Origin of the sequence: Polaromonas sp. CG_9.11 (genome assembly GCF_015752225.1) — a bacterium.
Taxonomy (GTDB): domain Bacteria; phylum Pseudomonadota; class Gammaproteobacteria; order Burkholderiales; family Burkholderiaceae_C; genus Polaromonas.
In genome coordinates this window covers 125,537-144,692 of sequence record NZ_JADOVE010000003.1, presented here as the reverse complement: position 1 = coordinate 144,692, position 19,156 = coordinate 125,537, and the positions used below count along the sequence as shown (strand labels likewise).

General features: G+C 63.7%; 13 protein-coding genes. 10 read left to right on the top strand and 3 right to left on the bottom strand.

What is annotated here, in order from left to right:
* The first annotated feature begins 220 nt into the window (after positions 1–220).
* Both IWX85_RS04075 and IWX85_RS04070 read left to right on the top strand, forming a co-directional pair.
* Entirely contained in the window at positions 221–2,470 is a 2,250-nt protein-coding gene (locus IWX85_RS04075) for a sodium-translocating pyrophosphatase (protein ID WP_196868836.1), read from the top strand.
* Between the two features lie 139 nt (positions 2,471–2,609).
* Entirely contained in the window at positions 2,610–3,719 is a 1,110-nt protein-coding gene (locus tag IWX85_RS04070; RefSeq protein WP_196868835.1) for a hypothetical protein, read from the top strand.
* A gap of 24 nt (positions 3,720–3,743) precedes the next feature.
* Here the strand turns inward: IWX85_RS04070 and IWX85_RS04065 are convergent, their stop codons facing one another.
* The gene (locus tag IWX85_RS04065) at positions 3,744–4,448 is read right to left on the bottom strand and encodes a GntR family transcriptional regulator (RefSeq protein ID WP_036811531.1); all 705 of its coding nucleotides are present in this window, start codon (positions 4,446–4,448) and stop codon (positions 3,744–3,746) included.
* Positions 4,449–4,554: 106 nt separating this feature from the next.
* On the opposite strand from IWX85_RS04065, the gene araD reads away from it, so the two are divergent.
* The 8 genes from araD to glp all read left to right on the top strand — a co-directional run bounded on the left by araD (position 4,555) and on the right by glp (position 14,316).
* Positions 4,555–6,294, top strand: a complete 1,740-nt coding sequence (gene araD, locus IWX85_RS04060) for an L-arabinonate dehydratase (RefSeq protein WP_196868834.1) — start codon at positions 4,555–4,557, stop codon at positions 6,292–6,294.
* A 17-nt stretch (positions 6,295–6,311) separates the two neighbouring features.
* Positions 6,312–7,028 carry a ribonuclease activity regulator RraA gene (locus IWX85_RS04055; protein ID WP_196868833.1) on the top strand — a complete coding sequence of 239 codons (717 nt, stop codon included), beginning with the start codon at positions 6,312–6,314 and terminating at the stop codon, positions 7,026–7,028.
* 64 nt (positions 7,029–7,092) lie between these two features.
* The gene (locus IWX85_RS04050) at positions 7,093–8,076 is read left to right on the top strand and encodes a tripartite tricarboxylate transporter substrate binding protein (protein ID WP_196868832.1); all 984 of its coding nucleotides are present in this window, start codon (positions 7,093–7,095) and stop codon (positions 8,074–8,076) included.
* Positions 8,077–8,223: 147 nt separating this feature from the next.
* Entirely contained in the window at positions 8,224–9,657 is a 1,434-nt protein-coding gene (locus IWX85_RS04045; RefSeq protein ID WP_036814006.1) for an aldehyde dehydrogenase family protein, read from the top strand.
* 427 nt (positions 9,658–10,084) lie between these two features.
* Positions 10,085–10,846 (top strand): SDR family oxidoreductase, encoded by a 762-nt coding sequence (locus IWX85_RS04040; protein WP_036811522.1) that lies wholly within the window; start codon positions 10,085–10,087, stop codon positions 10,844–10,846.
* A gap of 121 nt (positions 10,847–10,967) precedes the next feature.
* Positions 10,968–12,098, top strand: coding sequence for a GTP 3',8-cyclase MoaA (moaA, locus tag IWX85_RS04035; protein ID WP_196868831.1), 1,131 nt, complete (start codon positions 10,968–10,970; stop codon positions 12,096–12,098).
* 236 nt (positions 12,099–12,334) lie between these two features.
* A complete protein-coding gene (gene mobA, locus IWX85_RS04030; protein WP_196868830.1) occupies positions 12,335–12,979 on the top strand; it encodes a molybdenum cofactor guanylyltransferase MobA in 645 nt (214 codons plus the stop codon).
* Complete coding sequence (glp, locus tag IWX85_RS04025) at positions 12,976–14,316, top strand: gephyrin-like molybdotransferase Glp (RefSeq protein ID WP_196868829.1); 1,341 nt, start codon at positions 12,976–12,978, stop codon at positions 14,314–14,316. Before mobA ends, glp begins: the two co-directional genes overlap by 4 nt.
* Positions 14,317–14,327: 11 nt before the next feature.
* Here glp and IWX85_RS04020 read toward each other — a convergent pair whose 3' ends face one another.
* Both IWX85_RS04020 and IWX85_RS04015 read right to left on the bottom strand, forming a co-directional pair.
* Positions 14,328–17,498 (bottom strand): efflux RND transporter permease subunit, encoded by a 3,171-nt coding sequence (locus IWX85_RS04020; protein ID WP_196868828.1) that lies wholly within the window; start codon positions 17,496–17,498, stop codon positions 14,328–14,330.
* Positions 17,495–19,138, bottom strand: coding sequence for an efflux RND transporter periplasmic adaptor subunit (locus tag IWX85_RS04015; RefSeq protein WP_196868827.1), 1,644 nt, complete (start codon positions 19,136–19,138; stop codon positions 17,495–17,497). Before IWX85_RS04015 ends, IWX85_RS04020 begins: the two co-directional genes overlap by 4 nt.
* Positions 19,139–19,156: the final 18 nt, after the last annotated feature.

The following is a 19,156-nucleotide window of genomic DNA, read 5'->3' as shown; positions in this document are numbered from 1 at the left end:
CTTGTCGCGGGGGCAGGCCTCGCGGGCTGACAAACGGTTATTTGCCCGCATTTTACTGATGCCGACCTTACGGGTTGCCAACGGCTGGTGTTTTCGCGTTTAATTTCCCTGAGTTGGCCAATCGTCCCATCGCCTTGCACGCGAGCCACGAGGAAGCAACGCAGCGGGGGTCCGCTTGCGTGGCACCCATCAAGGCAAAAAAACAAGGTCGGAGGTATTTATGACAGGTCACTCAGCCGCGCTCATTCTTGCGCTGGTTTGCGGGCTCATTGCCGTGGGATACGGCTTTTGGGCGAGAAGCTGGATTCTTTCGCAGGACGCGGGCAACGCGCGAATGCAGGAGATCTCGGCCGCCATCCAGACGGGCGCTGCCGCCTATCTGGCCCGGCAGTACAAGACCATTGCCATCGTCGGCGTCATCCTGGCGGTGCTGATCGGGGTGTTTCTTGACAGCAAGACCGCCATCGGCTTCGTGGTCGGCGCCCTGTTGTCGGGTGCCTGCGGCTTCATCGGCATGAATGTCTCGGTGCGGGCCAATGTGCGGACCGCGCAGGCCGCCACGCGCGGCATTGGCCCGGCGCTCGACGTGGCCTTTCGCGGCGGCGCCATCACCGGCATGCTGGTGGTCGGCCTGGGGCTGCTGGGCGTGACCGGTTTTTTCTGGTTTCTGGTCGGCAACGGCAACTACCTGCCCACCAGCAAACTGGCCGACCTGCTCAACCCGCTGATCGGCTTTGCCTTTGGCTCGTCGCTGATCTCGATCTTTGCGCGGCTGGGCGGCGGCATCTTCACCAAGGGCGCTGATGTGGGCGCCGACCTGGTCGGCAAGGTCGAGGCCGGCATTCCCGAAGACGACCCGCGCAACCCGGCCGTGATTGCCGACAACGTCGGCGACAACGTGGGCGACTGCGCCGGCATGGCGGCCGACCTGTTCGAGACCTATGCGGTGACGCTGATTGCCACCATGGTGCTGGGCGCGCTGCTGGTGGCCGCCGCCCCGGTCAACGCCGTGCTGTACCCGCTGGCGCTGGGCGCGGTGTCGATCATCGCGTCCATCGTCGGCTGCTTTTTCGTCAAGGCATCGCCGGGCATGACCAACGTCATGCCTGCCCTTTACAAGGGCCTGGCCGTGGCGGGCTTGCTTTCGCTGGTGGCGTTTTACTTCGTCACGACCTGGCTGATGCCCGACGACGCCATTTATGCCAGTGGCAGCCAAATGAAGTTGTTCGGCGCCTGTGCCGTCGGCCTGGTGCTGACCGCGTGCCTGGTCTGGGTGACCGAGTACTACACCGGCACGCAGTACGCGCCGGTCAAGCACATTGCGCAGGCGTCAACCACCGGCCACGGCACCAACATCATTGCCGGCCTGGGCGTGTCGATGCGCTCGACCGCCTGGCCGGTGATCTTTGTCTGCATCGCCATTTTGGTGTCGTACAACCTGGCCGGGCTGTACGGGATTGCGATTGCTGCGACTTCGATGCTCAGCATGGCCGGCATCGTGGTGGCGCTGGACGCCTATGGCCCCATCACCGACAACGCCGGCGGCATTGCCGAAATGGCCGACATGCCGCCCGAAGTGCGCGCCGTGACCGACCCGCTCGACGCCGTGGGCAACACCACCAAGGCCGTCACAAAAGGCTACGCGATTGGCTCAGCCGGTCTGGCCGCGCTGGTGCTGTTTGCCGACTACACCCACAAGCTGGAAAGCTATGGCCGCGCCATCAGCTTTGACTTGAGTGACCCGATGGTCATCGTCGGCCTGTTCATCGGCGGCTTGATTCCCTACCTGTTCGGCGCCATGGCGATGGAAGCCGTGGGCCGCGCCGCCGGTGCCGTGGTGGTGGAAGTGCGCCGCCAGTTCAAGGAAATCCCCGGCATCATGGAAGGCACGGCCAAACCTGAATACGGCCGCGCGGTGGACATGCTGACCACGGCAGCGATCAAGGAAATGATCATTCCCTCGCTGCTGCCCGTCATCGTGCCGATCCTGGTCGGCCTGCTGCTCGGCCCCAAGGCGCTGGGCGGCCTGCTGATGGGCACCATCGTCACCGGCCTGTTCGTGGCGATTTCGATGTGCACCGGCGGCGGCGCCTGGGACAACGCCAAAAAATACATTGAAGACGGCCACCACGGCGGCAAGGGAAGCGAAGCGCACAAGGCAGCCGTGACCGGCGACACCGTCGGCGACCCGTACAAGGACACGGCCGGCCCGGCCATCAACCCGCTGATCAAGATCATCAACATCGTGGCGCTGTTGATCGTGCCGCTGATGATGAAATTCCACGGCGTCGAGGTACACGCAGCGCCGCCCATGGCGGTGCAGGCGCCCACGGCGTTCAGCGGCCCTGCCGCGCCGGTGATGACGCCGGTTGCGCCAGGGATGCCCGCACCGGCGCCCGCACGTGCCCCGGCTGCCGCAGCCATTCCAACGCCTGCGGCCAGCATGCCGGCACCAGCGGCTTCTCGATAGGGTTTTTCTTTGCGCACAGAGGGTGCGAATTCAACTTGCAACCACCCGCTTCGGCGGGTGGTTGCTTTGTCCGTCGTTGCCGCTTGCTGTGCTCTTTGCAGCAATTGCGATTTTTACGACAATTGACGACAATCAGGCGATGAAAACCTTCGACGACCTTGAAGTCCGGCGCCCGGCCCTGGCACAGGCCTACCTGGCCTTGCTGGCCGCCCAGCCAGGCCGTCCGCTGGCCCTGTTTGCACCCCGGCGCGTTGGCAAGACCTTCTTTCTGGACCACGACCTGGCGCCCGGTGCAAGGGACGCGGGAATGCTGCCGGTGTACGCCGACCTGTGGCTGCACAAGACAGCCCCGATCGAAGCGCTGAACCATGCGCTGGAAGAAGCGCTGGACGATTTGCAGGTGCCCGCCAGCCGTGCCGCAAAGCTGGCCAGAACGCCGGTGAAGAAAATCGGCCTCCTGGGGGCCAGCATTGACCTGGGCGAAGAACCGCAGCGCCGGGCCTTGCCGGAATCGCCGGCGCTTCGCCTGGATGCGCTGGTCACCCGGCTGGCCGCGCGGCACAAGGGCCAGATCCTGTTGATGCTTGACGAGGTGCAAACCCTGGGCGAGGCGGCCGATGGCGTGACGCTGGTGGCCTCCCTGCGGGCCGTCCTGCACAAGCGTCGCGGGGAGGTGCGCGCCGTCTTTACCGGTTCCTCGCAAGAAGGGCTGGCGCGGCTGATGAATACCGCAGGCGCGCCGATGTACCAGTTTGCGCAAATCATTGATTTCCCTTTTCTGGACGATGCATTCCTGCGCCTGCTGGCAGACCATTTCAGCACGGTGCATCCGGGGAAAGCGCTGGCGCTGGCCGACTTGCGCCATGGTTTCAGCAAAATTGGCTTCAAGCCGGCGCTGATGCGCGATGTGGTCAAGGCGATGTCGGCAGAAGGCGTGACCGATGTCTCGCAGGGACTGCGGAACTACATGACGAGCGACCACCAGGTCGCCGTCTGGCGGGCGCTGCTGAGTTCGGTCGATGCCTTCGACCAGGGGGTGTTGGAAGTGATTGCCAGAGGCGAGCCGCCCTTGAGCCAGGCGACGCTTCAAGCGCTGGCGGCCATCCCCGGTTCGAAGCCGACAATCTCCCGGGTCAGGTCATCCATCGAGAAACTGAAGCGCGGCGGTTTTCTGTCGAAGACCGCCGCCGGCACCCATCTGGACGACCCATTGCTTGCCGAGTTCGTGCTGCAACGCGCAGCACAGTAAGCACCCTGCGCGACCAGGAGCGGGCTAAACGATCCATTGCGGAAATCGCTGCCCGATGTCTTCGACAAAGGCCAGTGTTCCGGCCAGGTGCCGGCGCAAGGCTTGTTGCGCCGCCTGCGCATCCTTGCGCGCAATGGCTTCAACGATCGCATGGTGGTCCCGAACGATCGCCCGGGGCTTGCCGTCGACTGGCAGGTTCAGCCGGCGCAGCCGGTCCACATGCCCGCTTTGCCTGCGCACCAGCGCCCACAGCGGCCCCACACGGGCCGCTTCGTACATTTCCTGGTGAAACGCCTGGTCAGCCAGGGCCAGTTCTGGAACGTCCAGCGGGTTCAGTGCGGCTTCCTGCACGGCCAGGTGCATGTTCAGGCGCTGCATCAATTCGCGGTGTGCCGCATCGGGCAGTTCACACAGCGTTGCCAGGATTTCCAGTTCAATCGCCCGCCGCAGGAAATGCGCCTGCAATGCCGCCGTCAGGTCGATCCGGCTGACCACCGTGGCATGTTGCGGAAAAATGTCGATCAACTGCTCTTCGCCCAGACGCAACAGGGCATCGCGAATCGGCGTCTGGCTGATGCCGAAGTGTTCCGCCAGCTCCGCGCGTTGCAACACCGTTCCGGGTTCCAGCTGGACGGAGACGATCAGTTCCCGCAGGGCTTCGAACACCTGGGGCGCCGACTGGCGGGTGCGGTCCAGCTTGAGCGGCGCAATATTCGCGAGAGCAGTCATGCGGTCTTTACGGGTGGAGAAGTCGTGGCCAGGACAAATGATAGCATTGACACACTAATATATTAGTGCTTTAATTTTCACTATTCCTGAACCCCACGCCCTTCTGATGACCCAAAAGACTTATGAAGAACTGCGCAGCGCGCGCTGGTTTGCCCCGGACGATGTGCGCTCCTTCGGCCACCGTTCGCGGGTGATGCAGCTGGGCTACGGCCCCGAGGACTGGGAAGGCAAGCCGGTGATTGCCATCCTGAACACCTGGAGCGACATCGGCACCTGCCACGGCCACTTCAAGCAGCGCGTGGAAGACGTGAAGCGCGGCGTGCTGCAGGCCGGCGGCTTCCCGCTGGAACTGCCGGCGCTGTCGCTGTCCGAGTCGCTGGTCAAGCCGACCACCATGCTCTACCGCAACCTGCTGGCCATGGACGTCGAGGAATTGCTGCGCAGCCACCCGATTGATGGCGCGGTGCTGATGGGCGGCTGCGACAAGACCACGCCCGGGCTGGTGCTGGGCGCGCTGAGCGCCGGCGCGCCCTTCATCTACATGCCGGCCGGCCCGATGCTGCGTGGCAACGTCAAGGGCAAGGTTCTCGGCTCCGGTTCGGACACCTGGAAATACTGGGACGAACGCCGCGCCGGCAAGATCAACAAGGCCCAGTGGCTGGAAGTCGAAGGCGGCATTGCCCGCAGCCATGGCCACTGCATGACGATGGGCACGGCCAGCACCATGACCGGCATTGCCGAGGCGATGGGCTTGACGCTGCCCGGCGCGTCGTCGATCCCGGCGGTCGATTCCAACCACATCCGCATGGCGACCGAATGTGGCCGGCGCATTGTCGGCATGGTCTGGGAAGACCTGACGCCAGCCAAAATGCTGTCGCGGGCCTCGTTCGAGAACGCCATCACCGTCGCCATGGCCATGGGCTGCTCGACCAACGCCATCATTCACCTGGTGGCCATGTCGCGCCGCGCCGGCGAGCACTGCGCCGTGGGCCTGGACGACTTCGATGCCGCCAGCCGCAAGGTGCCGGTGATTGCCAACATCCGGCCGAGCGGCGACACCTACCTGATGGAAGACTTTTACTACGCCGGCGGCATGCTCGGCATGATGAGCGTGCTGAAAGACCACCTCAAGCTCGACGCCCTGACCGTGACCGGCCAGCCGCTGGGCGTGAACCTGGTCGGCGCCGAGGTCTACAACCCCGACGTGATCCGCCCGCTGGATAACCCGATTTATGCCGAAGGCGCGCTGGCCGTGCTGCGCGGCAACCTGGCGCCCGATGGCTGCGTCATCAAGCCCAGCGCTTGCGCACCGCGCTATTTCCAGCACACCGGTCCGGCGCTGGTGTTCGACGACTATCCGTCGATGAAAGCCGCCGTGGACGACGAAAACCTGGACGTGACCGCCGACCACGTCCTGATCTTGCGCAACGCCGGACCCCAAGGCGGCCCCGGCATGCCGGAATGGGGCATGCTGCCGATCCCTCTGAAGCTGGTCAAGCAAGGCGTGAAGGACATGCTGCGCATCTCGGACGCCCGCATGAGCGGCACCAGCTACGGCGCCTGCATCCTGCACGTTGCGCCCGAGGCTTACATCGGCGGTCCGCTGGCGCTCGTCAAGACCGGCGACTTGATCACGGTCGATGTGCCGGGCCGGCGCATTCACCTGGAAGTCAGCGATGACGAACTGGCGCAGCGCCGCGCCGCCTGGACGCCGCCGCCCAAGCGCTTCGAGCGCGGCTACGGCTGGATGAGCGCGCGCCACATCCAGCAGGCCGACACTGGCTGCGATTTTGATTTTCTTGAAACTTCGTTCGGCGCGCCTATTGGCGAGCCCGACATTTACTGAAAGCGAAAAACATTTCCATGGCTCTTAATCCCGCCACCCGCGACAAGCTCAAGACCGTCAGCACCGCCACGCTGTGCACGGCCCTGTTCAAGCGCGGCCTGCGCAACCAGTTCATCCAGGACGTGCACCCCATCAATCCCAGCCTGCCGACCATGGTCGGCGAAGCCTTCACGCTGCGCTACATTCCGGCGCGCGAAGACCTGAACCCGATCAGCGTGTTCCAGGATCCCAAGCATCCGCAGCGCGTGGCCGTCGAGCAGTGCCCCGAAGGGGCGGTCCTGGTGATTGACAGCCGCAAGGACGCCCGTGCCGCCTCGGCCGGCTCGATTTTGATCTCGCGCCTGATGGTGCGCGGCGCCGCCGGCATCGTCACCGACGGCGGTTTTCGCGACTCGCCCGAACTGGCGGTGCTGCCCTTCCCGACCTACCACCAGCGCCCTTCTGCCCCCACCAACCTGACGCTGCACCAGGCGCTGGACATCAACGTGCCGATTGGTTGCGGCGACGTAGCGGTGTTTCCTGGCGACGTGATCGTCGGCGACCAGGAAGGCGTGTTCGTGATTCCAGCGCACCTGGCCGACGAGGTTGCGGACGAAGCGGTGGAAATGACGGCCTTTGAGGATTTCGTGACCGAACAAGTCCTCAAGGGCCGGTCCATCATTGGCCTGTACCCGCCCACCCAGCAGCAGTCGAAGGACGACTTTGCCGTCTGGCGCCAGGCCAGGGGACGCTGAATCGCCGTCAATCACCTCGCTACTCCCTGCCACAGGCCACCACACTTCATCAGGAGATAAATTTATGTCAAAAAGACGTCTTGCGCTTATCACTATTGCATGTTCAGCTATTGTTTTTATAGCATCTGGTGGAGCAGCCCTGGCCCAGTCCGACTACCCCAACAAACCGGTGAAGATCATCGTGCCCTTCCCCGCCGGTGGCACCAGCGACGTGATGGGCCGGCTGGTGTCCGAAGAACTCGGCAAGCTCCTCAAACAGCCCTTCATCGTCGAGAACATCGGCGGCGCCGGCGGCGTGATCGGCACCGAGCGCGGCGCCAAGTCCGCGCCTGACGGCTACACCCTGGTCCAGACCGGCGTGGGGCAAAACGCCGTGGCGCATGGGCTGGAGCCCTTGCCGAAGTACAACTCCAACACCGACTTCATCCACCTCACGCAGGTGCATTCCGGCCCCAACGTGCTCGTGGTGCATCCCAGCACGCCGTTCAAGACGGTGAAGGAACTGGTCGACTACGCCAAGGCCAACCCCGGCAAGCTCGACTACGGCTACACCCCGGCCGCCTCGGGCCACATGGCGATGGAGCAGTTCAAGCAGACCGCCGGCATCTTCATGCTGGGCATTCCGTACCGGGGTGGCGGCCCGATGATGACCGACATCCTGGGCGGCACCATCAAGATGATGTTCATCAACCAGGACGTGGCGCTGCAGCATGTCAAGGCCGGCAAACTGCGTCCGCTGGCGGTGTCGAGCGCCCAGCGCAATTCGCTGTACCCCGACGTGCCGACCGTGGCCGAGTCCGGTTACAAGGGCTTTGAAGCGCTGTCGTGGTCCGGCATCTCCGCGCCCAAAGGCACACCCCAGCCGATCGTCGACAAGCTCGAAGCCGCACTGGTGCAGGTGATGGAGTCGCCAGCCGTGAAGCAGCGACTGGAATCGCAGGGTTTTGTCGTGCCGGTGCAAGGTGCCAGGCATTACACCGAGTTCGTCAAGAACGAGGAAGCGCGCTGGACACGGGTCATCAAGACTGCAGGCATCAAGATGCCCTGAGCCTGCCAGGGGAGGCGGCGCTGGCCATTCCACGGGCGATGGCCGCAGTAGAACTTCCAGCCCTTGACACGACGGGGCATGGCTGTCACGCTGAAGTTTTCAGCGGACAAGTGGCCTCCAACGCCACATTCACGCAAAATCACCTCCATGCAACTCAACTACATTGCCAACGCCCGCGTCCCGTCCTTGTCCGGCAAGACCATTGCGGTCATTGATCCTTCCGACGGCCAGGTTTTCGACAACATCCAGCGCAGCACGGCGCATGACATCGACGTGGCGGTGCGTAGCGCCCGCGACTGCCTGGAACTGGTCTGGTGCCGGCTCAGCGGCACGGAGCGCGGACGGCTATTGATGCGCCTGTCGGTCAAGGTGGCCGAGCATGCCGATGAACTGGCCCTGATCGAGCAGCGCGACTGCGGCAAGCCGACCCGGCAGGCCAAGGCCGACGCGCTGGCGCTGGCCCGCTACTTCGAGTTTTATGCCGGTGCCTGCGACAAGCTGCATGGCGACACCATTCCCTACCTGGACGGCTACAGCGTGATGACCTGGCGCGAGCCGCACGGCGTGACCGGCCACATCATTCCGTGGAACTACCCGATGCAGATTTTTGGCCGCAGCGTCGGCGGCGCGCTGGCGGCGGGCAATGTCTGCGTCGTCAAGCCCAGCGAAGACGCCTGCCTGTCGCTGCTGCGCGTGGCCGAACTGGCGACCGAAGCCGGGTTTCCGGCCGGTGCCCTCAACATCGTGACCGGCTATGGGCATGAAGTGGGCGACGCGCTGGCCCGCCACGCCGGTATCGACCACATCAGTTTCACCGGCAGCCCCAACATAGGAACATTGATCCAGCAAATGGCGGCGGAACGCCATTGCCCGGTCACGCTGGAGCTGGGCGGCAAAAGCCCGCAGATCGTGTTCGCCGACGCCGACCTGGATGCGGCCATTCCCGCCATCATCAACGGCATCGTGCAAAACGCCGGGCAGACCTGCTCGGCCGGCTCGCGCCTGCTGATTGCAGAGGCGATCTATGACCCCTTGCTGGCGCGGCTGGGCCAGGCGTTTGAAGCCCTGCGCGTCGGCCCGGCGACCATGGACCTGGACGTCGGTCCGCTGATTCGCCAAAGCCAGCAGCAGCGCGTCTGGGATTTTTTGAGCGATGCCCATGTCGCCGGCATTCCGATGGTGGCGCAGGGCCAGATCGTCGATGAAGCGCCGGACAGCGGCTTTTACCAGGCGCCCACGCTGCTCTGCGACGTGCCGGCCAACCACCGCCTGATGCAGGAAGAAGTTTTTGGGCCCGTGCTGTGCGCCATGCGGTTTAAGGACGAAGACGAGGCGGTCGAACTGGCCAACGCCACCCGCTTCGGGCTGGCCGCCGGCATCTGGACCACCGACGGCGCGCGCCAGTTCCGCATGGCCAGGCGCGTCAGGAGCGGCCAGGTGTTCATCAACAACTACGGTGCGGGCGGCGGCGTCGAGCTGCCCTTCGGCGGCGTGAAGTCGTCGGGCTACGGCCGGGAAAAGGGCTTCGAGGCGCTGTACGGGTTCACCACGCTGAAGACGGTGGCCGTGCGGCATGGCTAGACAACTGCGCGACTTGAGCAGCAGCCTGTTTTCTTTTCCATGCTGACCCAGCTCAACCGTCTTGCGAAAAACTGCAGACTGTCGGTGCCAGCCTTGCGCGTCAAACCATTGAGTCGCCGACACTTGCCAACAGGCTTTTAAAAAAGATAAATTACAGTAACTACTCGGGTCGCTTTTCAGGTTAAAGCGTATGACAGGTGTCCTTATGGCCCCTGGCTCTTCCGTCATCCCGGGCTCGACCCGGGATCCAGGTCTTTTCCCCAACGGGGGCATGGATTGCGGATCAAGTCCGCAACGACAAAAGAGAATGAGAAGAGCTTCGAGGGAGCTGAGTAGTTAAAAATTACGAGTGAAATAGGCCTCTAGCGCACAGCTGGCTTGCACTGCCAGCTATTAAATAAATAGTAAACAACCCGGAGACAACATCATGCGCGTCAAGGACAAATCCATCATCGTCACCGGTTCCGGCGGCGGTATCGGCGAAGGCATCGCCCGGCGGCTGGCGGCCGAAGGCGCCCAGGTCATCGTCAACGACATCAACGCCGAGCAGGGCGAAAAGGTGGTCGCTGCCATCGTCAAGGCCGGCGGCACGGCGTCGTTTTTTGCCGCCGATGTGACAAAGTCAAGCCAGGTCAAGGCGCTGGTCGATGCGGCCCTCCAGCGTTACGGCCGGCTCGACGTGGTGGTCAGCAATGCGGGCTGGACGCACCGCAACCAGCCCGCGCTGGAGGTGAGCGAGGACGATTTCGACAAGTGCTACGCCATCAACGTCAAGAGCATCTACCTGGCGACCATCCACGCCACGCCGGTGTTTCGACGCCAGGGCGGCGGCAGCTTCATCAACATTGCCTCGACCGCCGGCGTGCGGCCCCGCCCCGGCTTGAGCTGGTACAACGGCTCCAAGGGCGCGGTCATCACCACGTCGAAGTCGCTGGCGGCCGAACTGGGGCCTGACAACATACGGGTCAACTGCGTGAACCCGGTGTTCAACCCCGACACCGGCCTGTCGGCCGATTTTGCCGGCGGGCCGCTCGATGAGGACCGCAAGGCGCGCTTTCGGTCAAGCATTCCGCTGGGGCGGTTTTCTACGGCGCTGGACGTGGCCAATGCGGTGCTCTATCTGGCCAGCGACGAGGCCGATTTCATCAGCGGCGTGTGCCTGGAGGTGGATGGCGCCCGCTGTGTCTGAGAAAAAAGACGCACGCCCTTGACCTGCGTCGCCCCGATCACGCATATCCACCGGGGGTAAAGCCGGCAGCGCGCGGGCTGGACAGATCGATGGGGTAAATTCTCCCCCAAGGCTATAGACCATGACAGACACACCACGCAAGATCATTCCCCTGGCAGACCTGCGTTACGCCAGCCGCATCCCCGCCGTTCCGGCCCACCTGACAGCGCCGACCGGCCTGCTCGGCGACACGCTGGGCCGGCCGCTGCGCGACCTGCGTATCAGCGTGACCGACCGTTGCAACTTTCGCTGCAACTACTGCATGCCGAGCGAGATTTTCGACAAGGACTACGCCTTCCTGCCGCAAAGCTCGCTGCTGAGCTTCGAGGAAATCACCCGCCTGGCGACGATCTTCGTCGCCCACGGGGTTGAAAAAATCAGGCTCACCGGCGGCGAACCCTTGCTGCGCAAAAACCTGGAAGTGCTGATCGGCATGCTGTCAAAGCTGCAAACGCCCGGGGGCAAGCCGCTGGACATCACGCTGACGACCAACGGATCGCTGCTGGCCCGAAAAGCCCAGTCGCTGAAGGACGCCGGCCTGCAGCGCGTCACCGTCAGCCTCGATGCACTGGACGACGCGATTTTTCGCGGCATGAACGACGTCGATTTTCCGGTGGCCGACGTGCTCCGGGGCATCGAGGTTGCACACCAGGTCGGCCTGGCGCCGGTCAAGGTCAACATGGTCGTCAAGCGCGGCACCAACGACAGCCAGATCCTGCCGCTGGCTCGGCATTTCCGGCATTCCGGCGCGGTGCTGCGGTTTATCGAATTCATGGACGTGGGCGCGACCAACGGCTGGCGCATGGACGAGGTGATGCCCTCCAGCCAAGTGGTTGAACGGCTGCATGCCGAATTTCCCCTGGCCGCCATCAATCCCAACTACAGCGGTGAAACCGCCGAGCGCTGGCGGTATGTTGACGGCGCCGGTGAAGTCGGCGTGATCAGCAGCGTGACGCAGGCGTTTTGCGGCGAATGCAACCGGGCGCGGCTGTCCACCGAAGGCAAGCTGTTTTTGTGCCTGTTCGCCAGCCAGGGCCATGACCTGCGCGCCCTGTTGCGCGGCAACCTGGCCGACGCGCAGATCGCCGCGGCCATCGGGCTGATCTGGCAGGCACGTTCAGATCGGTATTCGGAATTGCGCGCCGGACTGCCGCCCGATGCCAGTCCGGCTGGCGGCGCCAAGCGCATTGAGATGAGTTACATCGGCGGGTGAGTGTGGCCCCCACGCTCCCCACTGCGTGTGGTTCGCTGCCCCCCCCCGAGGGGGCGCTGCGCCTGCGGCCTGGCAAAGCCAGTTCCGCGGCCCCTGCTGGGGAAGAGGTGCCGCCTCTGCGCTTGTTGTTTTGCGTACTCTGCTGCCCCCAGGGGATGCTACGTCTGTGGCCCCGGCGGGGAAATAATGCCTCAACACTTGCTGCTTCGCATAATGCACATTTTTAGGAACACTGGATGACCATGAACATGAAGACACCTTTGCATGCCGAAGCCATCACTGGCGTGATCCTGGCGGGGGGACGCGGATCGCGCATGGGGGGCGTGGACAAGGGGCTGCAAAACTTCAACGGCGTACCGCTGGCCCTGCACACCTTGATGCGGCTGTCGCCCCAGGTCGGCGAGATCATGATCAATGCCAACCGCAACCTGTCTGCCTACGAATCCTTTGGCGTTCCGGTCTGGCCCGACGCAACCTCTTTGGGTGAATATGCGGGGCCGCTGGCCGGCTTCATCACCGGCCTGGAACGCTGCGAAACGCCCTTCCTGCTCACTGTCCCGTGCGACACGCCGCTGTTTCCGGCCGACCTGGTCGCGCGCATGGCCGACGCCATGGCGCGGGAAGGCGCCGACTTTGCCGTGGCCGCCGCACGTGAAGAAGACGGCCAGTTGCGGCCGCAGCCGGTGTTTTGCCTGATGGGCGTGGACATGCTAGAAAGCCTGGCCCGTTTCACCCAGGCCGGCGGCCGCAAAATCGACGCCTGGACGGCGCAGCACCACACCGTCGTCGTGCCCTTCGACCAGCCGGGCGACGCGCCGCATGGCTTTTTCAATGCCAACACGCTGGCCGAGTTGCACCAGCTTGAAGCGAAGCAATCGTGAACGCCATCGACGCGATTGCGGCTCAGTTGCAGGGCTACGACCCGCAGGCCATGACCGCCGACGGCGTTCGTGATTTTCTGGCCCGGCTGGTGACGCCGGTTCAGGACACGATCGAGACGCCCTTGTTTGAAGCACTTGGCCGGGTTCTGGCGGCCGATGTGGTTTCGCCCTTCGACGTGCCGCCGCATGACAACTCGGCCATGGACGGTTTTGCATTTTCGGGTGCGGAACTGGCGTCGGATGCTGCGCTGGAGTTGCAGGTCGCTGGCACGGCGCTGGCCGGCAAGGCCTGGCAGGGCAGCGTCCAGCCCGGCCAGTGCGTCAAGATCATGACCGGGGCCATCATGCCGGCCGGTCTGGACACGGTGGTTCCGCAGGAATTCGTCCAGTTACGCCGAACCGGCGAAGTTGAAACCATTACGATTCCGGCGGGCCTGCTGCGCCTGGGAGACAACCGCCGCCTGCGCGGCGAAGACCTGGCACAGGGCCAGCCCGCGCTACAAAAAGGCGAGCTGCTCACGCCTGCCCGGCTTGGGCTGGCGGCCTCTTTGGGCCTGAAGACACTGACAACCTGGCGGCCCCTGCGCGTGGCCTACTTTTCGACTGGCGATGAAATTTTGTCGCTGGGCGAAGCGCCGCGCGAAGGCGCCGTGTACGACAGCAACCGTTACACCGTCTTCGGCCTGCTCAGCCGACTGGGTTGCCAGGTCATCGACCTGGGCGTGGTGCGCGACGAACCGGCGCTGCTTGAGGCCGCGTTCACCGACGCGGCCCGGCAGGCCGACGCCATCATCACCTCGGGCGGCGTGAGCGTGGGAGAGGCCGACTACACCAAGGCGATGATGAAAAAGTTGGGCGACGTGGCGTTTTGGCGCATTGCCATGCGGCCGGGCCGGCCCATGGCGGTGGGGCGCATTTCAAGCCTCAAATTGGCCGCTGGCGCAAGTGGGGCCGGCGCTGAAAGCTATCAAAATGAAAGTAAGGGCGCGGTGCTGTTTGGCCTGCCCGGCAATCCGGTGGCGGTGATGGTGACCTTCCTGGCGTTTGTGCGCCCTGCCCTGCTGCAGATGATGGGCGCAACACCCGCACCGTTGCCGCTGCTCAAGGCCCACAGCCGCGAAGCCCTTCGCAAGAAACCGGGCCGCACCGAGTACCAGCGCGGCTGGGTTTCAACCGCGCCGGATGGCTCGCTGCAGGTCAAGACCACTGGCAGCCAGGGCTCGGGCGTGCTGCGCTCGATGGCCGAGGCCAACGGGCTCATCGTGCTGCACCACCACCAGGGCAACATCGCCGTGGGCGATGAAGTCGATGTGATGATGTTTGACGGCGTCGTATAACGCTTGGGGGCTCAGACAGGCTTTTGGCGGCCTCTCCAGAATTGCCAGCGCGACGCTGTAGGAACCCGTGGTCTGCGCATCAGCAGGTAGACAGCCGGAATCACGAACATGGACAGCAGCGGCGCGGTGATCATGCCCCCCACCATGGGCGCGGCAATGCGCTGCATCACCTCCGAGCCGGTGCCCGCGCCCCACATGATCGGAAGCAGGCCGCCCAGGATCACTGCCACCGTCATGGCCTTGGGCCGTACGCGCAGCACGGCGCCTTCCCGAATGGCATCCAGCAAATCGTCGGCCGTGGTCTTGCCGCATGCGATGCGCTCGTTCCATGCGCTTTTCAAGTACAGCAGCATGATCACGCCGAATTCCGCTGACACCCCTGCCAGCGCGATGAACCCGACAGCGCCCGCCACCGAGAAGTTGTAGTTCAGCAGGTACAGCAACCAGATACCCCCCACCATGGCGAAAGGCAGTGTGGCCATGATCAGCAACGCTTCTCCGAAAGACCCAAAGCACAGGTAGAGCAGCACAAAGATGATGAGCAGGGTGAACGGCACCACCACCTTGAGCTTGGCCGTGGCACGCTCCAGAAACTCAAACTGGCCTGACCAGGAAACCGAATACCCCGGAGGCAACTTGACCTGTTGGGCGACCGCCTGTTGCATGTCTTTCACGGCGGAGCGCAAGTCCCGGTCACGAATATCCACATAAACCCAGCCTGACAGCCGGGCGTTTTCGCTGCGAAGCATGGGGGGGCCATCCGTGATTTTTACATCAGACACGTCGGACAGCACCAGACGCTGGCCGCGCTCGGTGATGATCGGCAGATTTCGAAGTTTCTCCAGAGAATCTCGCATCTCTCGGGGATAGCGCATGTTGATCGGGAAACGCTGCAGTCCCTCGACGGTTTCCCCGATATTTTCGCCACCGACCGCAGACGAGATGACCGACTGCACGTCAGCGATATTCAGCCCGAAGCGCGCGGCGTCGTCGCGCCGGATGTTGATGTCCACGTAACGTCCGCCCGTCAGGCGCTCGGCAAGCGCGCTGCTCACACCCGGTACATCCTTGAGCGCGCGCTCGATTTCGCCGGTAATCCGGTCAATCGTGGCCAGATCGGCGCCCGCCACTTTCACCCCCACCGGGCTCTTGATGCCGGTGGCCAGCATGTCAATGCGGTTGCGGATCGGCGGCACCCAGATGTTGGACAGGCCCGGCACCTTGACGATGCGGTCCAGCTCTTCGACCAGCTTGTCGGCGGTCATGCCGGCGCGCCACTGGTCCTTCGGCTTGAACTGGATGGTGGTTTCAAACATTTCCATCGGTGCCGGGTCCGTCGCGGTTTCGGCGCGACCCGCCTTGCCATAGACGCTGGCCACCTCGGGAACGGTTTTGATCAGTCGATCGGTTTGCTGCAGCAGTTCTGCCGCCTTGCCGGCCGAGAGTCCCGGCAAGGCCGTGGGCATGTAAAGCAGGTCGCCTTCGTCAAGCCGGGGCATGAATTCGCTGCCGATGTGCTGCAACGGCCACAGGCTCAGCACCAACGCCACACCCGCCACCACCAATGTCAGCTTGGGCGCACGCAGCACCACTTCCAGCAAGGGGCGATACACAGCGATGAGCAAGCGATTCAGCGGATTGCTCTTTTCATCGGGAATACGGCCCCGGATCAGGTAGCCCATCAACACCGGAATCAAGGTGATCGACAAGCCGGCGGCGGCGGCCATGGCATAGGTCTTGGTGAACGCCAGCGGCGAAAACAGGCGCCCCTCCTGGCCCTCCAGCGTGAACACCGGAATGAACGACAGCGTGATGATCAGCAGCGAGAAAAACAGCGCCGGCCCGACCTCCGCAGCCGCCTCGCCAATGACGTGCCAGCGGGCAGACCCTTCGAGCTTCTCGCCCGGGTGCTCGTGGTTCCAGTGCTCAAGGTGCTTGTGGGCGTTCTCGATCATCACCACCGCCGCATCGACCATGGCGCCAATGGCAATCGCAATGCCGCCCAGCGACATGATGTTGGCGTTGACGCCTTGGTAGCGCATCACGATGAACGCGGTCAGGATGCCCAGCGGCAGCGAGATGATCGCAACCAGGGCCGAGCGCAGGTGAAACAGGAAAATGAAGCACACCACCGCCACCACTAAAAACTCTTCCAGCAGCTTGTGCGTCAGGTTCTCCACCGCGCGCTCGATCAGGCCGGAACGGTCGTACACCGGCACGATTTCCACGCCCTGGGGCAGGCTGGACTGAAGGGATTTGAGTTTTTTCTTCACCGCTGCAATGGTTTCCAGCGCGTTTTTACCGGACCGCATCACGATCACGCCGCCAGTGGCTTCGCCTTCACCGTCCAGCTCGCCGATGCCGCGCCGCATTTCAGGCCCTATCTGGATACGTGCCACATCGCCCAAGCGTACCGAGACACCGGCGTCGGTGGTCACGAGCGGTATTTTCCGGAAGTCATCCAGACCTTGCAGATAGCCTGACGCCCGCACCATGTATTCAGCTTCACCCATTTCGAGCACCGAGCCGCCGGCTTCCTGGTTGGCGTTCTGAACCGCTTGGACCACCTTGGTATGCGGGATGCCGTAAGCCGCCAGCTTGTCGGGGTCGAGCACGATCTGGTACTGGCGCACCATGCCGCCCACCGAGGCGACCTCAGCCACATTGGGGATGGTCTTTAATTCGTACTTCAGGAACCAGTCCTGCAAGGCCCTGAGCTGCCCGGCATCCTGCGTACCGCTGCGGTCGACCAGCGCATACTGGTAAATCCAGCCGACACCCGTCGCATCCGGCCCAAGCGTGGCCTTGGCGCCTGCGGGCAAGCGCGACTGCACCTGGTTCAGGTACTCCAGCACCCGCGAGCGCGCCCAGTAAAGGTCGGTGCCATCCTCGAACAGCACATAGACGTAGGAATCGCCAAAGAATGAGTAGCCGCGAACCGTCTTGGCGCCGGGCACCGAGAGCATCGTCGTCGTCATCGGGTAGGTGATCTGGTTCTCGACAATGCGCGGCGCCTGGCCCGGGTAGGTGGTCCGGATAATCACCTGGACATCGGACAGGTCCGGCAAGGCATCGAGCGGTGTTTTGAGTACCGAATACACGCCCCAGGCGCCCAGCATCAGTGTCGCCAGCAGCACCAGAAAGCGGTTGACGATCGACCAGCGAATAAGTTGGGCAATCACTTAACGCCTCCGGCGGCTTGAGGCGCGGGTGCCAGCGGGGACACGCGGGTGAGTTGCGGCAATCCCTCAGCATCGATGTAAAACTCAAAGCTTACCCGGTCGCCAGCTTGCAGATTGGGCGGCAGTTTCCCGGCAGGCGGGCGCTTGAAATCCATGGTCATCGGGCCCCACTTCAGCGCCGGGATGGGGCCATGGGACAGGGTCAGCGCCTCAGGACCGATGGCATCGAGCTTGGCTTCACTTTCATACCGCGGTGCTGCGCTGGCAGCCGCTGGCTTGGGCGCCGCGTTGAGACGAGCCTCGACCCCCTTGAGGCTGGCTTCGGAATCGATCAGGAATTGTGAAGACACCACCACGCGCTGACCGGCCAGCAGGCCGCGCTTGATCTCGGTCTGTCCGCCGCTTTCAATACCGGCCTCCACATCGACCGGGCGGAACCTGCCGTTGTCTTCGGCCAGGATCACCACCATGCGCTTGCCGGTCTGGATCACGGCTTCAGTCGGGATCAGCAAGGCTTTTTCAGCGCGCATGTCCATGAACTGCATCTGAACGAACATGCCGGGAACCAGCCGCCCGCCAGGATTGGCCAGTTCCAGCCGGGCCTTCAGTGTTCTAGTGGCCGCGTTCACTTCCGGCAGGATGGCCTGCACCTTGCCCTCAAACGTCGTTCCCGGTGCGGCCGGACTACTGGCTTGCACCTTGGCCCCCACGCGTACCATCGCGGCCTGTGCCTCGGGCACCTCGGCATTGGCCCAGACCGTGGACAAGCCGTTGATGCGGAACAAGGTGGCCCCTGGCATCACGGTCATGCCCTCGCGGGCCATCAATTCCACCAGCACCCCGGCGATGGGGGCCACGACGGTGATGCGCGCCTGGATTTTTCCAGAGGTTTCCACCCCCCGGATCTGCGCATCGTTCATGCCGGCCTGGCGCATGCGCTGGCGGGCACCGTCGACTACTGCGGCAAGGTCGGTGCCTTGCATGCGGCGCACCGAGAGAAATTCCTCTTGGGCGGCTACCCAGTCGGGCACATAGAGATCGGCCAGTGGCTGGCCCCTGGACACCCGATCGAGCGTGGCCCGCACATGCAGGCGTTCCACATAACCGGTCGCCCGGGCTTGTACGATGGCCTGATCGCGCTCATTGAAGGCGATGCTGCCAACCGCGGACACCCGTGGCGACAACGTGCCTTCGGTCACCTGGGCGGTGCGGACCCCCAGGTTCTGCTGGACGCGCGCACTCACGGTCACCTTGCCTTGGTCGCCATCGCTACCGGCATAGACAGGCACCAGCATCATGTCCATGAAGGGGGATTTGGCCGGGTTGTCGAACTTGTTGCCTGGAACCATCGGATCGTGGTAGTAAAGTATTTTCTTGCCTGCGACGGGGTCGATATCACCTGCCTTGATACCTGCGCTGATATGCCGGCGGGTGGCGTCCTCACCCTCAGCAACGCTTTGCGGCACAGCACCGGTCGTGGCACTGGAGTCCTGGGGGGTGGGAGCAGCGCCTGCGTCTGGCGCGTTGGCATTCGTGGCCATGCCCATGCCGCGCTGCATGCCAAATGTGTACAAGCCGTAGCCGGCTGCAATGAGAAGGCCGGTGAGGACCAGGCCAATGACGAGTGGTTTGAATTTCATGGTTCGTTTTCCGAAGGC

Bases quoted from the DNA above. Each gene is read 5' to 3' on its own strand.
- IWX85_RS04075 (WP_196868836.1), top strand. From the start codon at position 221: ATGACAGGTCACTCAGCCGCGCTCATTCTTGCGCTGGTTTGCGGGCTC.
- IWX85_RS04070 (WP_196868835.1), top strand. From the start codon at position 2,610: ATGAAAACCTTCGACGACCTTGAAGTCCGGCGCCCGGCCCTGGCACAG.
- IWX85_RS04065 (WP_036811531.1), bottom strand. From the start codon at position 4,448: ATGACTGCTCTCGCGAATATTGCGCCGCTCAAGCTGGACCGCACCCGC.
- araD (WP_196868834.1), top strand. From the start codon at position 4,555: ATGACCCAAAAGACTTATGAAGAACTGCGCAGCGCGCGCTGGTTTGCC.
- IWX85_RS04055 (WP_196868833.1), top strand. From the start codon at position 6,312: ATGGCTCTTAATCCCGCCACCCGCGACAAGCTCAAGACCGTCAGCACC.
- IWX85_RS04050 (WP_196868832.1), top strand. From the start codon at position 7,093: ATGTCAAAAAGACGTCTTGCGCTTATCACTATTGCATGTTCAGCTATT.
- IWX85_RS04045 (WP_036814006.1), top strand. From the start codon at position 8,224: ATGCAACTCAACTACATTGCCAACGCCCGCGTCCCGTCCTTGTCCGGC.
- IWX85_RS04040 (WP_036811522.1), top strand. From the start codon at position 10,085: ATGCGCGTCAAGGACAAATCCATCATCGTCACCGGTTCCGGCGGCGGT.
- moaA (WP_196868831.1), top strand. From the start codon at position 10,968: ATGACAGACACACCACGCAAGATCATTCCCCTGGCAGACCTGCGTTAC.
- mobA (WP_196868830.1), top strand. From the start codon at position 12,335: ATGACCATGAACATGAAGACACCTTTGCATGCCGAAGCCATCACTGGC.
- IWX85_RS04015 (WP_196868827.1), bottom strand. From the start codon at position 19,138: ATGAAATTCAAACCACTCGTCATTGGCCTGGTCCTCACCGGCCTTCTC.